The sequence below is a fragment of the Cronobacter turicensis genome, assembly GCF_041222865.1.
Taxonomy (GTDB): Bacteria; Pseudomonadota; Gammaproteobacteria; order Enterobacterales; family Enterobacteriaceae; genus Cronobacter; species Cronobacter turicensis.
In genome coordinates this window covers 4,371,344-4,384,662 of record NZ_CP165997.1, presented here as the reverse complement: position 1 = coordinate 4,384,662, position 13,319 = coordinate 4,371,344, and the positions used below count along the sequence as shown (strand labels likewise).

Annotated in this window: 11 protein-coding genes; 4 read left to right on the top strand and 7 right to left on the bottom strand. The window is 57.8% G+C overall.

The window, feature by feature from the left end; genetic code table 11:
* Positions 1-170 precede the first annotated feature (170 nt).
* Both AB8W27_RS20855 and mdtD read left to right on the top strand, forming a co-directional pair.
* The gene (locus AB8W27_RS20855; RefSeq protein WP_007765671.1) at positions 171-872 is read left to right on the top strand and encodes a FadR/GntR family transcriptional regulator; all 702 of its coding nucleotides are present in this window, start codon (positions 171-173) and stop codon (positions 870-872) included.
* A 13-nt stretch (positions 873-885) separates the two neighbouring features.
* A complete protein-coding gene (gene mdtD / locus AB8W27_RS20850) occupies positions 886-2,280 on the top strand; it encodes a multidrug transporter subunit MdtD (RefSeq protein WP_041924084.1) in 1,395 nt (464 codons plus the stop codon).
* On the opposite strand, the gene rbsR is transcribed toward mdtD, so the two are convergent.
* The 7 genes from rbsR to kup all read right to left on the bottom strand — a co-directional run bounded on the left by rbsR (position 2,277) and on the right by kup (position 10,154).
* Positions 2,277-3,269: a ribose operon transcriptional repressor RbsR gene (gene rbsR / locus AB8W27_RS20845; protein ID WP_015743008.1), complete on the bottom strand. Its 993-nt coding sequence runs from the start codon at positions 3,267-3,269 to the stop codon at positions 2,277-2,279. The two genes, mdtD and rbsR, sit on opposite strands and share 4 nt — an antisense overlap.
* Before the next feature lie 6 nt (positions 3,270-3,275).
* Positions 3,276-4,205: a ribokinase gene (rbsK, locus tag AB8W27_RS20840; RefSeq protein WP_007765683.1), complete on the bottom strand. Its 930-nt coding sequence runs from the start codon at positions 4,203-4,205 to the stop codon at positions 3,276-3,278.
* Positions 4,206-4,270: 65 nt separating this feature from the next.
* Positions 4,271-5,158 carry a ribose ABC transporter substrate-binding protein RbsB gene (gene rbsB, locus AB8W27_RS20835; RefSeq protein ID WP_007765686.1) on the bottom strand — a complete coding sequence of 296 codons (888 nt, stop codon included), beginning with the start codon at positions 5,156-5,158 and terminating at the stop codon, positions 4,271-4,273.
* A 26-nt stretch (positions 5,159-5,184) separates the two neighbouring features.
* A complete protein-coding gene (gene rbsC, locus AB8W27_RS20830; protein WP_015743009.1) occupies positions 5,185-6,150 on the bottom strand; it encodes a ribose ABC transporter permease in 966 nt (321 codons plus the stop codon).
* A gap of 7 nt (positions 6,151-6,157) precedes the next feature.
* On the bottom strand, positions 6,158-7,663 hold the full coding sequence (rbsA, locus tag AB8W27_RS20825) for a ribose ABC transporter ATP-binding protein RbsA (protein WP_015743010.1): 1,506 nt from the start codon (positions 7,661-7,663) through the stop codon (positions 6,158-6,160).
* Between the two features lie 7 nt (positions 7,664-7,670).
* Positions 7,671-8,090: a D-ribose pyranase gene (gene rbsD / locus AB8W27_RS20820; protein WP_015743011.1), complete on the bottom strand. Its 420-nt coding sequence runs from the start codon at positions 8,088-8,090 to the stop codon at positions 7,671-7,673.
* A gap of 192 nt (positions 8,091-8,282) precedes the next feature.
* The gene (gene kup / locus AB8W27_RS20815) at positions 8,283-10,154 is read right to left on the bottom strand and encodes a low affinity potassium transporter Kup (protein ID WP_015743013.1); all 1,872 of its coding nucleotides are present in this window, start codon (positions 10,152-10,154) and stop codon (positions 8,283-8,285) included.
* A gap of 220 nt (positions 10,155-10,374) precedes the next feature.
* Between kup and ravA the strand changes: the two genes are divergently transcribed.
* A complete protein-coding gene (gene ravA / locus AB8W27_RS20810; RefSeq protein ID WP_015743014.1) occupies positions 10,375-11,874 on the top strand; it encodes an ATPase RavA in 1,500 nt (499 codons plus the stop codon).
* On the top strand, positions 11,868-13,319 hold the full coding sequence (gene viaA / locus AB8W27_RS20805) for an ATPase RavA stimulator ViaA (protein WP_015743015.1): 1,452 nt from the start codon (positions 11,868-11,870) through the stop codon (positions 13,317-13,319). The genes ravA and viaA overlap by 7 nt, the downstream gene beginning before the upstream one ends.

The following is a 13,319-nucleotide window of genomic DNA, read 5'->3' as shown; positions in this document are numbered from 1 at the left end:
AGTTCTTCTGCGCTGACAAGAGGAAATTTAAAAAAACTTTCTAAGCGCGTTTTTTTTCACCATATATCACGTAAAACCGCCATATAGCCTGTTATTTGCTGTTTTTTACATCAGATCATGCCTTGCGGTGGCATACTACTGCGCGATGTACAGCTGAAGGAATTGCCATTATGTCGTTACTGGCGCATCAACAGGCCGCCCAAAAGAACCTTTCTTATGTCCTGGCCGAAAAGCTGGCGCAACGCATCCTTAAAGGAGAGTTTAAGCCAGGCGAGATTTTACCTGGCGAGATGGAGCTGGGCGAACAGTTCGGCGTCAGCCGCACGGCGGTAAGAGAAGCCGTTAAAACGCTGACCGCCAAAGGGCTGGTTTTACCGCGCCCGCGTATCGGCACGCGCGTGCTGCCCCAGAGCCAGTGGAACTTTCTGGATAAAGAGTTGCTGACGTGGTGGATGGGCATCGAAACTTTCACGACCGTGGTTAATCATTTTCTGGTGATGCGCCACAGTCTTGAGCCTCAGGCCTGCGCGCTGGCCGCGCTAAACGGTACCGATGAGCAAAAGCAGCGATTCAGAAACACGCTCGATGAGATGGCTGCGCTTCAGGTCGCTTTTAACCGCGAACGCTGGATAGAAACCGACATGGCCTACCATGAGCTGATCTATGAAATGAGCGGCAATCCCTTTATGACCGCTTTCGCCAGCCTGTTTCGCTCCATCTATTACAATTATTTCACGTCGATAACGCACAACCAGGTTATCAAGCCCGACATTCATCAGGCGATCGCGGACGCCATTCTCTCGTCCCAAAGCGAAGAGGCGTATCGCGCCTGTCAGGCGCTTTTGCAGGCAACCGCATCGCAGGACATATAACAACAGGATCCGCATGACTAAAAAAGCGCGCAGTATGGCGGGCCTGCCGTGGATAGCGGCGATGGCCTTTTTTATGCAGGCACTGGATGCCACCATTCTCAACACCGCTCTGCCAGCTATCGCTCAAAGTCTTAACCGCTCGCCGCTGGCGATGCAGTCCGCGATTATCAGCTACACCCTGACTGTCGCGATGTTAATCCCGGTCAGCGGCTGGCTGGCCGACCGCTTCGGCACCCGCCGCGTTTTTATGATCGCCGTCTCCTTGTTTACCCTCGGTTCGCTCGCCTGCGCCATGTCCGGATCGCTAAGCGAACTGGTTATCTTCCGTATTGTGCAGGGTATCGGCGGCGCCATGATGATGCCGGTGGCGCGTCTCGCGCTGCTGCGCGCCTATCCGCGCAGCGAGCTTCTGCCGGTGCTGAATTTTGTGACGATGCCAGGCCTGGTCGGCCCCATTCTCGGGCCGCTGCTCGGCGGCGTGCTGGTCACCTGGGCGAGCTGGCACTGGATTTTCCTTATTAATATTCCGATTGGCGTCGCGGGCCTGTTCTATGCGCGTAAATATATGCCGAACTTCACCACGCCGCGTCGCCGTTTTGATATGCCGGGTTTCTTTCTGTTCGGCCTGAGTCTGGTGCTGTTTTCCAGCGGAATGGAGCTGTTTGGCGAACGCATCGTGGCTACCTGGATGGCGCTCGCCGTCATTGCAGGTGGGTTATTGCTGATGATGGCTTATATCTGGCACGCCCGCCGGCACAGCGCGCCGCTCATTTCGCTTTCTCTGTTCAAAACGCGCACCTTTTCCGTCGGCATCGCCGGGAATATTGCCTCCCGTCTCGGTACCGGCTGCGTACCGTTTCTGATGCCGCTGATGCTGCAGGTGGGTTTTGGCTATCCGGCGTTTATCGCCGGTTGCATGATGGCGCCCACGGCGGTCGGGTCGATTATCGCGAAATCTGGCGTAACGCAGGTATTGCGCTGGTTTGGCTATCGAAAAACGCTGGTCGGCGTCACGCTGTTTATCGGGCTGATGATTGCGCAGTTCTCGCTGCAGTCGCCGGATAACCAGGTCTGGCTGCTGATCCTGCCGCTGTTTGTGCTGGGCCTTGCGATGTCCACGCAGTTCACCGCGATGAATACCATTACGCTTGCGGATCTCACGGATGAAAGCGCCAGCGGCGGCAACAGTATGCTGGCGGTGACGCAGCAGCTGTCGATAAGTCTTGGCGTTGCAGTCAGCGCTGCGGTGCTGCGCTTCTATGAAGGGTTCGACAACGCCAACACCGTTGAGCAGTTCCACTACACCTTTATTACGATGGGTGTGATTACCGTGGTGTCATCGCTGGTCTTTATGCTGTTACGCCCTAAAGATGGCCGTAACCTGATCAAAGAGCGCCACAAAGCCTAAGCGGAGCCGCGTACCATCAGTACCGGCGTTAATTGCAAGCGCTGCTGCTGGAGCTCAGGCTGCGCCATACGATGAATCAGCACATCGATGGCCAGCTCGCCCAGTTCATCTTTGGGCTGATGAATGGTGGTGAGCGGCGGCGTCATATAGCTTGCCAGCTCAATATCATCGTAACCCACCAGCGCGATATCCTGCGGGATGCGAAGCCCGGCCTGATAAAGCGCCTGATAGGCGCCGACCGCCATGGCGTCATTTCCCATAAATACCGCCTGCGGCGGTTCGGGCAGCGCCAGCAGCGACTGCGTCGCCCGCAGGCCGCCCGCGAACTCAAAATCGCCGATCACTTCATAATCTTCCGCCACCCGCAGGCCCGCGCGCCGCATTGCGGCGCGATACCCTTCCAGGCGCAGGCGCGCCGGCGTTTTATCCAGCGGACCGGTCACACAGGCAATGCGCGTATAGCCTTTATCGATTAAATATCGCGTGGCGATATCGCCGCCCAGCAGCGAGTTATCCTGAATCACATCGCTGTCGCCGTCGAAAGGCGACCAGTCCATCATCACGGTAGGAATAGCCGGGTAGCGCTTCATGATGGCGGGAGAGGGCTGATGCGTTTCGGTGCAAAGCAACAGCAGCCCGTCGACCCGTTTTTGCAGCAGCGTCTCCAGATTGCGGTTCATGCGCTGTTCATCGCCATCGGTATTACACAGCACCAGGCTATAGCCACGCTCAAAACAGCTACGCTCCACGCCGCGCACCAGCTCGGAGAAAAAGGGGTTTGAGCTTGCGGTGATCAGCATGCCAATGGTGCGGGTCTGGTTCAGCTTCAGGCTGCGCGCCAGCGCTGACGGCGCGTAATTCAGCGTTCTGATGGCGTCCTCCACCCGCAGGCGGATCGCCTCGCTGACGAAGCGGTCTTTATTAATGACGTGCGAGACGGTGGAGGTGGAGACACCCGCAAGGCGGGCGACATCTTTCATTGTCGCCACGATGGCTTACCCCTGCGCTTGTAAGAAGGCGTCAATCTCGTCGCGCCACGGAACGGAAGGCTGCGCGCCAGGACGGGTCACGGCGATAGCCGCGGCAGCATGGGCGAAGCGAATAGCCTTAAGCATCGGCGTGCCTTCCAGCAGCGCCGTCATCAGCGCGCCGTTGAAGGTATCGCCTGCGGCGATGGTATCGACGGCTTTCACGCTAAAGCCGGGCACGCGTTGCCCCTCGCCGTTGATGCTCAGCCATACGCCGCGGCTACCGAGCGTAATAATGACCGTTTCAATGCCTTTCTGGTGCAGCACAGCCGCAGCCTGCGCCGCGCTGTCGTCATCCGACACCTTCACGCCGGTGAGTTTTTCGGCTTCGGTTTCATTAGGGGTAATGATATCCACCAGCGCCAGCAGCTCGTCAGAAAGCGCGCGGGCAGGCGCCGGGTTAAGAATAACGGTAGTTTGATGTTCATGCGCGATGCGCGCGGCGGCGATAACGCTTTCCACCGGCGACTCCAGCTGCATCAGCAGCGCGCGGGCGTTGGCGATGTTCTCCCGCTGATCGTCAACACGCGCGGGCGTTAATGCCGCGTTCGCGCCAGCATGAATACCGATGACGTTTTCACCTTCGCCATTGACGAAAATCAGCGCTACGCCGGTCGATTCTCCCGCAACGGCGCTGACAGGCGAGACATCAATGTTGTCGCGTGAAAGCTGCTGGCGAATGCGCTCGCCGATATCATCCTCGCCCACACAGGCGATAAACGCGATCTCCGCGCCGCTGCGCCCGGCCGCGACGGCCTGGTTGGCGCCTTTACCGCCGAACGCCACCTGGTACTGGCTGCCGGTCACGGTCTCGCCCGGCGCGGGGAAGGCTTCAAGGTTAAGGATATGATCGGCATTGATACTGCCGAGAACGACGAGATGGCCAGCGCTTTTCATGATGTGTATCCCTGTAAAAGCGCCACGTCCTGTGGCGCGTTGCCCTGCTTTTCTTTATGAAGGTTTTATTTGATAACCAGCTTCAGATCGACCGGGATACGGGCGCGCACTTTCTCGCCTTTCAGCACTTTATCCGCAGTCTGTACGCCAATAACGCCGATCTGCTCCGGCTGCTGCGCCACGGTCGCGGTCATCTTACCATCCTGAACCGCTTTCACGCCGTCAGCGGTGCCGTCGAAGCCAACAACCATCACATCGGTTTTGCCTGCGGTTTGCAGCGCACGCAGGGCGCCCAGCGCCATTTCGTCGTTCTGCGCAAACACGGCTTTCACATCAGGATGCGCGGTCAGCAGGTTCTGCATGACGTTCAGACCTTTGGTGCGATCGAAATCCGCCGGCTGGCTGGCCAGTACGTTCAGCTTGTGCGCTTCTACGGCCTGCTTAAAGCCTTCGCCGCGCTCGCGAGCGGCAGAGGTGCCTGCGATGCCCTGCAGTTCGATCACTTTCGCGCCGTCACCGGCCTGCTTCGCAATATAGTTACCGGCAATTTTACCGCCCGCGATGTTATCAGACGCGATATGGCTGACCACATCGCCTTTCGCCGCCATACGATCGAGCGTAATCACCGGGATTTTCGCCTGGTTCGCCATCTTCACGGCGTTACCCACCGCGTCGGAATCGGTCGGGTTAATCAGTACCAGTTTGGTGCCGCGTACGGTCAGATCCTGCACGTTCGCCAGCTCTTTCGCCGGGTTGTTCTGGGAATCCAGCACCACCAGTTCGTAACCCAGTTTTTCCGCTTCTTTCTGCGCGCCATCTTTCAGCGAGACGAAGAACGGGTTGTTCAGCGTTGAAACCACCAGAGCAATCGTGTCTTTCGCCATCGCGTTGGCGCTGACGGTCGCGCTTAACGCCACGGCGGAAACCAGTGTAGCCAGCTTTTTCATATTCATAATCAGATGTCCTGTTGAGTAATGAGTTACTGCTTTTTGTTATCCACCAGCACCGCCAGCAAAATGACCACTGCTTTGACGATCATCTGGTAATAGGGAGAAACACCTAAAAGATTCAGACTATTATTCAGGAAACCGAGTATCAGCGCGCCGATCAGCGTCCCAACAATGCGACCTTTACCGCCGGCAAGGCTGGTGCCGCCAAGCACGACCGCCGCGATGGCGTCCAGCTCATAGCCCGCGCCCGCCAGCGGCTGCGCCGAGGAGAGACGCGCCACTTCTATCACGCCCGCCAGCGACGCCAGCAGGCCCGACAGCGAATACACGATAATTTTGATTTTGTTAACGCTGATGCCGGACAGACGCGTCGCCGCTTCATTGCCGCCCAGCGCGTAAATATAGCGGCCCAGGCGGGTATGGTGCAGCACATACCAGGTCACCAGGAACACCAGCGCCATGATCCACACCGGCGTCGGGATGCCCAGCGGGCGGCCGATACCGAACCAGCCAAACAGATCGGCATTATCATTAAAACCGGTGCTGACCGGGCTGCCGTTGGTGTATTCGAGCGTCACCCCACGCAGCAGCAGCATCATGACCAGCGTGGCGATGAACGCCTGAACGCGGCCCTTCGCCACAATCACGCCGGTCACCGCGCCAATAGCCGCGCCAAGCGCGAGGGCGGCAACGACCGCCACCAGCGCGTTGACCTCAATGCCGACGAGCGAGGCGGCGACCGCCCCGGTTAACGCCAGCAGGGAACCGACGGACAGATCGATACCCGAGGTTAAGATCACCAGCGTCATCCCGACCGCCATGATGGCGTTCACCGAGGTCTGCTGGAGAATATTCAGCATATTATTAACGGTAAAGAAATTCGGGCTCAGGGTGGAGACAATCGCAATCAGCACCAGCAGGGCTATCAGCGACTTTTGCTCCATCAGCCACGCTTTGGTGAAAAAGCGACGAGTCGCAACGGTCTGGGTAGTCATACGTCTTTTACTCCTGGGTCACGCGACTGAGCTTGCCGACGGCCGCGGCCATCAGCAGTTCCTGGGTGGCCTGCTCGCGTGTGAATTCACCGCCGAGATGCCCTTCATGCATCACCATGATGCGATCGCTCATTCCCAGTACTTCCGGCATCTCAGACGAGACCAGAATGATGCTCAGCCCTTCGGCTTTGAACTGGTTAATGAGCTGATAAATCTCTTTTTTGGCGCCGACGTCCACGCCGCGGGTCGGCTCGTCGAGGATAAGCACTTTCGGGCGCGTCATTAATCCGCGGGCGATCGCCACTTTCTGCTGGTTGCCGCCGGACAACAGCCCAATGGCCTGGTCCATCGACGGCGTTTTAACATTGAAGAGGCGAATAAAATCGCTAACCGCCTGCTGCTCATCTTTATGTTTCAGGCTGCCAACGTCACGGCTGAAATAGCGCAGCGCGGTCAGCGACATGTTTTCTTTCACCGACATGCCGAGCACCAGCCCGTCACGCTTGCGGTCTTCGGAGATATAGACGATGCCGTTGGCCAGCCCGTCCTGCGGGGAGCGCGTCACTACTTCGCGGTTATCCAGCGTGACGCTGCCGCCGGTGCGCGGCAGCGCGCCGTACAGCACTTTCATCAGTTCGGTGCGGCCCGCGCCCATCAGCCCGGACACGCCAAGGATTTCGCCCTGACGCAGCGTAAAACTCACGCCATTCACGCCAGGACCGCTCAGGTTATCGACTTTCAGACGGATTTCGCCCGGCGCTTTATCGATATGCGGATACTGATCTTCAAGCTTGCGGCCCACCATCATCTCGATCAGCGTTTCTTCGGTCAGAGAGCTGACTTCACGCTCGGCGATAAACTGGCCGTCACGCATCACCGTCACGTCGTCGCAGATGTCAAAAATCTCTTTCATGCGGTGGGAGATATAGACAATCCCACAGCCCTGCGCTTTCAGCTCGCGGATGGCGCGGAACAGGGATTCGGTCTCGGTGTCGGTCAGGGCGTCGGTGGGTTCATCCATAATGATGACGCGCGATTCAAAGCTCAGCACTTTGGCGATTTCCACCATCTGCTGATCGCCTATCGACAGCTCGCCCACCAGCCGACGGCTGTTAAAGCGCAGGTTGAGCTTCGCCAGCAGCTTGTCCGCTTCGGCATACATCTTTTTCCAGTCGATTTTGCCGAAATGGCTGACAAATTCGCGCCCCAGAAAGATGTTTTCCGCGATGGAAAGCTGCGGGATCAGGTTCAGCTCCTGGTGAATGATACCGATACCGGCTTCCTGAGAGGCCTTCGGGCCGCTGAAGGTCGTCTCCTGGCCGAGCCAGAGCAGCGAACCGGCGTCGCGGGTATAGATGCCGGTCAGCACTTTCATCAGCGTGGATTTACCGGCGCCGTTTTCCCCCACCAGCGCCATCACGCGACCAGCGTAGACATTCAGCGTCGCGCCGGAAAGCGCTTTAACGCCGGGGAAGGATTTATCAATGCCTTTGAGCTGGAGTAAAGATTCCATGGCGGCCTCAGAACGTGACGCCGGCACAGAGAATGATATTCGCATACGGGGAACACTCCCCGCTGCGAATGACCGCCTGACTGTCCGCGGTTTTTTGTTTGAACTGTTCATGTGAAACATAGTGAACAGTGATGGTATTTCCCTGGTGCTGCTGCAGCCGCTCGATCTGCCCGAGCAACGTTTCATGGAGCTGTGGATTATGCTGTTTAATCTCTTGTGCGAGGATTGCCGCTTCGACCTGCATTTCGCGCGTCACGACATCAACTACCTGTAAGAATCCCGGCACGCCCTGGGTCAGCGCGAGATCGATACGTTCAGTCGTGGACGGAATCGGCAGCCCGGCGTCGCACACCACAACGGTGTCAGTGTGACCAAGACGCGAGATGACGGATGAAATGCCGGAATGAAGAACGGTGCCTTTTTTCATTTTTTGCTCCATCAGCGAAACGTTTCGCTAACAAGGAGTTTATCCGGCAGAGTGAACAATAAACAAACATGACGTTGCGAAACTGTGATCGCCATCGAAACGTTTCGCTTAAGGAAAAACTGACGAGAAAAAGAGAGCGCGACCACCAATAAAAAACGCCTCCCGGAGTGCGGAAGGCGTTTCGCTTAAGGATTAAATCTCGACCTGCGTTCCCAGTTCGATAACGCGGTTCGGCGGGATCTCAAACTGGTCTGGCGCTCGTAGCGCGTTGCGCTGTAAGAGCAGGAACAGCTTGCCGCGCAGACGCAAATACCAGGGGCGATTATCGCCAATAATGAGCGACTCGTGCGACATGAAGAAGGAGGTCTCCATCATCCGACAGCTTAAGCCTTCCAGCCCGCAGCGATGGAAAATCTCTTCGACGTTCGGCGTCTCGCGCCAGCCATAGCTCGCCACCACGCGCCAGAAGGTCGGCGACAGCTGTTCGAGCGTCACGCGCTTCACGTTATGGACGTAAGGCGCGTCTTCGGTGCGCAGCGTCAGCAGGATCACGCGCTCATGCAGCACTTTGTTGTGCTTCAGGTTATGCAGCAGCGCGAATGGAATCACGTTCAGCGCGCGGGACATATACACCGCGGTGCCCGGCACGCGGACCGGCGGCGATTTCTCAAGCGAGGTGATCATGGCATCCAGCGAATTGCCGTGCTCGTGCATCCGGCGCAGCAGGCGGAAGCGCTCGCTTTTCCAGGTCGTCATAATGATGAACATCACCAGACCCAGACTTAACGGCAACCAGCCGCCGGAGAAGAGTTTCTCCAGGTTCGCGGAGAAAAGCGGCACATCGACGCACAGAAACGCCACCACCATCAGCCCCACCAGAATGCGGTTCCAGTGCCAGTTTTTACGCGCCGCGGTCGCAAACAGAATCGACGTCAGCACCATCGTGCCGGTTACCGCGATGCCGTAAGCCGCCGCAAGGTTACTGGAGTGCTCGAAGCTCACGATGACAATCACCACCGCGAAATAGAGCATCCAGTTCACCACCGGGATATAAATCTGGCCCGATTCCATCTCCGAGGTATGGATAATACGCATCGGCGACAGATATCCCAGGCGCACTGCCTGACGGGTCAGGGAGAAGACGCCGGAAATCACCGCCTGCGACGCGATAACCGTCGCGAGTGTCGCCAGGATAAGCATCGGGATCAGCGCCCAGTCCGGCGCCAGCAGGAAGAAGGGGTTTTTAATCGCTTCCGGCGTTTTCAACAGCAGCGCGCCCTGGCCGAAATAGTTCAGCACCAGCGACGGCAGCACGACCGAGAACCACGCCACGCGGATCGGCAGCTTCCCGAAATGCCCCATATCAGCGTACAGCGCTTCAACACCGGTAATAGACAGCACCACAGCGCCCAGCGCCGCAAAGGAAACCGCTTTATATTCCAGGAAAAAATGCACCGCCCAGACCGGGTTCAGCGCCTGCAACACTTCCGGGTTGTTCATAATGCCGCGCGCGCCCAGCACCGCCAGAATCAAAAACCAGACGAGCATAATCGGCGCGAAGAGTTTCCCCACCATGCCGGTGCCGTGCTTCTGGATCATAAACAGCAGCGTCAGCACGATTATCGACAGCGGAACGATATACGGGTCGAGCGACGGCGCGGCGATTTCCAGGCCTTCAATGGCCGACATCACTGAAATCGCGGGCGTAATCACCACCTCGCCATAAAAGAAGCTGCCGCCGATAAGCCCGAGGATCACCAGCACCGACGTCATACGCGCCGAGGTATTGCGCCCGGCCAGCGACATCAGCGTCAGGATACCGCCTTCGCCGGCGTTATCCGCCCGCATCACGAAGGTCAGGTATTTAAAGGAAACAACAAAAACCAACAGCCAGAAAATTAAAGAAAGAAAGCCAAAAACGGCGTCCCGCTCCACGCCAAACCCAAACTGGCCGGAAAGACACTCTCGTAATGTATAAAGCGGACTGGTGCCGATATCGCCGTACACCACTCCGATAGCCGCCAGCGTAATCGCAGGCAACGACTGCTTATTCTCAGTGCTCATAGACTAGTCTTCGTTGAAATCCCGTGTGCGCTTCGTCCCTGGGCCCACAAAAAGCGCACAGTATGCACGATTCGTTAAAAAATCGTACCCCTCAATCACCGAGTCTTTACCCAAATCAAGCCAAATAGATAATGGCATCAATCCATTATCAGCATGAATATGAAACGTCTATACTCGCACCAGAAACCAGGCGGCGTAGTCAGAATGCAGAGTAACTATTATGGCTCAACCCAATTTATTGGCGGAAAGAATTTCACGTCTCAGCGCAGCGCTGGAAAAAGGGCTGTTTGAACGCAGCCATGCTATCCGGATGTGCCTGCTGGCGGCGCTGAGCGGCGAGAGCGTGTTCCTGCTCGGCCCGCCCGGCATTGCGAAAAGCCTGATAGCCCGGCGGCTGAAATTCGCGTTTCAGCACGCGCGCGCGTTTGAATATCTGATGACGCGCTTCTCCACGCCGGAGGAGGTCTTCGGGCCGCTGTCTATTCAGGCTTTAAAAGATGAAGGGCGTTATGAACGTCTGACTGCAGGTTATCTGCCGGAAGCAGAAATCGTGTTTCTGGATGAAATCTGGAAAGCGGGCCCGGCCATCCTGAATACTCTGCTGACCGCCATCAACGAACGACGTTTTCGCAACGGCGCGCACGAAGAAAAAATTCCGATGCGCCTGCTGGTCACGGCATCCAACGAACTGCCTGAAGCGGACAGCAGCCTTGAGGCGCTCTATGACCGTATGCTGATTCGCCTGTGGCTTGACCGGGTGCAGGAGAAAAACAGCTTTCGCGCGATGCTGGTAAGCCAGCAGGATGAAAATGAAAACCCGGTGCCGCCGGGCCTTCAGGTGAGCGATGAGGAGTATCAGCAGTGGCAGACCGGCATTGGCAACGTCAAACTGCCGGACGCGGTATTCGAGCTGATTTTCACCCTGCGCCAGCAGCTTGATGCGCTGCCGAACGCGCCCTATGTCTCAGATCGCCGCTGGAAGAAAGCCATTCGCCTGTTGCAGGCCAGCGCCTTTTTCAGCGGGCGCGATGCGGTGGCGCCCATCGATGTCATCCTGCTGAAAGATTGCCTGTGGCATGATGCCAGCGCCATGACGCTGATGCAGCAGCAAATCGCGCAGCTGATGACCTCTCATGCATGGGGCCAGTACGCGATGCTTAACCGCCTCGGCGCGATCACCCAGCGCCGGATGCAGTTAGAGCAGCAGCACAGTGATAAAACGGCGCTGCGCCTTGAGAAGCAGAGCGGCATGTTCAGCCGTCGTCCACAATATCAGCTGCCCGCCACCCTCAAGGACCCCACCCTGACGTTGCTGCTGCAAAAGCCGCTGAAGCTGCACGATATCGACGTCATTCACGTGGCGTTTACGCGAGAGGCGCTGGAGACATGGCTGCAAAAAGGCGGCGAGATCCGCGGCAAGCTGAACGGTATCGGTTTCGCCCAGGCGCTGAATCTGGAAGTGGATGCGAGCCAGCATCTGGTGCTGCGCGATGTCAGCCTCCAGGGCACGCGTCTTGCGCTGCCAGGCGCCGCGTCGACCAACGGGATACCCGATGAAATCAAACAGCAGCTGGAAGAGCTGGATAACGAATGGCACCAGCAACATACGCGCTTCAGCGAACAGCAAAAATGCCTGTTTGTTGAAAGCGACTGGTTAGGACGCATTGAGGCCAGCCTTCAGGACGTGGGCGAGCAGATTAAACAGGCGCGCCAATGCTGACAGCGGATTCGCTGAACCTCATTCTGGCTATCAGCGAAGGCGAGCTGGTAGAAGAGATCGTCATTGCGCTGCTGGCCTCGCCGCAGCTGGCGGTATTTTTCGAAAAGTTTCCCCGCCTGAAGCACGCGCTGACCCAGGATATTCCGCGCTGGCGCGAACAGCTCAAAACCCGGCTGAAAGAGGCGCGCGTCCCGCCGGAGCTGGAAGAAGAGGTGATCGGCTATCAGAAAAGCCAGTTGCTCTCCACCAGCCAGTTTATCGTTCAACTGCCGCAAATCAGCGCGCTGCTGCGCCGCGTCGGCTCGCCGTTTGCCGACCAGGCGCAGCGGCTTATCGCCGATAACCCCCATTTCACGCCCGCCCTGCATACCCTCTTTTTACAGCGCTGGCGGCTGAGCCTTGTCGTACAGGCCACCTCTTTTAATCAGCAGTTGCTGGAGGAAGAACGCGAGCAGCTGTTGAGCGAGGTTCAGGAGCGCATGACCCTGAGCGGCCAGCTTGAACAGGTGCTGGTGGAGAATGAAGATTCCGCTGGTCGCCTGTGGGACATGAGCGACGGCAAACTGCGGCGCGGCGATTATCAGCTCATCGTGAAGTATGGCGATTTCCTGGCCGATCAGCCGGAACTGATGCAGCTTGCCGAACAGCTCGGCCGTTCGCGTGAAGCGAAATCGGTGCCGAAAAAAGAGGCGCCGCTGGAAACGTTCCGCACGCTGGTGCGCGAGCCCGCTTCAGTGCCGGAACAGGTCGACGGCTTACAGCGCAGCGACGATATTCTGCGTCTGCTACCCCCGGAGCTGGCGACCCTTGGCATCACTGAACTGGAATATGAATTTTACCGGCGGCTGGTGGAGAAGCAGCTACTGACCTACCGGCTTCAGGGCGACGCGTGGCGCGAGAAAGTCATGCAGCGTCCGGTGACGCGTCAGGATTATGACGAACAACCGCGCGGGCCATTTATCGTCTGCGTGGATACGTCCGGCTCGATGGGCGGCTTTAACGAGCAGTGCGCCAAGGCCTTTTGCCTGGCGCTGATGCGTATTGCGCTGGCCGATAACCGCCGCTGTTTCATTATGCTGTTTTCCAGCGAAGTGGTGCGCTATGAGCTGTGCGGCCGTGACGGCATTGATCAGGCGATCCGCTTTCTGAGCCAGCGCTTTCGCGGCGGCACCGATCTGGCGAGCTGTTTTCGCGCGATAGCGGAAAAGCTTCAGGGCGGCGAGTGGTTCGACGCCGACGCGGTGGTAGTGTCCGATTTTATCGCCCAGCGGCTGCCGGATGAGGTGGTTAACAAGGTAAAGGAGTTGCAGCGCGTTCATCAGCACCGCTTTCATGCGGTGGCGATGTCCGCGCATGGGAAACCCGGCATCATGCGCATTTTCGATCATATCTGGCGCTTTGATACCGGGATGCGCAGCCGTCTGGTACGCCGTTTACGCCGCTGA

Bases quoted from the DNA above. Each gene is read 5' to 3' on its own strand.
- AB8W27_RS20855 (WP_007765671.1), top strand. From the start codon at position 171: ATGTCGTTACTGGCGCATCAACAGGCCGCCCAAAAGAACCTTTCTTAT.
- mdtD (WP_041924084.1), top strand. From the start codon at position 886: ATGACTAAAAAAGCGCGCAGTATGGCGGGCCTGCCGTGGATAGCGGCG.
- rbsK (WP_007765683.1), bottom strand. From the start codon at position 4,205: ATGAAAAGCGCTGGCCATCTCGTCGTTCTCGGCAGTATCAATGCCGAT.
- rbsB (WP_007765686.1), bottom strand. From the start codon at position 5,158: ATGAATATGAAAAAGCTGGCTACACTGGTTTCCGCCGTGGCGTTAAGC.
- rbsC (WP_015743009.1), bottom strand. From the start codon at position 6,150: ATGACTACCCAGACCGTTGCGACTCGTCGCTTTTTCACCAAAGCGTGG.
- rbsA (WP_015743010.1), bottom strand. From the start codon at position 7,663: ATGGAATCTTTACTCCAGCTCAAAGGCATTGATAAATCCTTCCCCGGC.
- rbsD (WP_015743011.1), bottom strand. From the start codon at position 8,090: ATGAAAAAAGGCACCGTTCTTCATTCCGGCATTTCATCCGTCATCTCG.
- kup (WP_015743013.1), bottom strand. From the start codon at position 10,154: ATGAGCACTGAGAATAAGCAGTCGTTGCCTGCGATTACGCTGGCGGCT.
- ravA (WP_015743014.1), top strand. From the start codon at position 10,375: ATGGCTCAACCCAATTTATTGGCGGAAAGAATTTCACGTCTCAGCGCA.
- viaA (WP_015743015.1), top strand. From the start codon at position 11,868: ATGCTGACAGCGGATTCGCTGAACCTCATTCTGGCTATCAGCGAAGGC.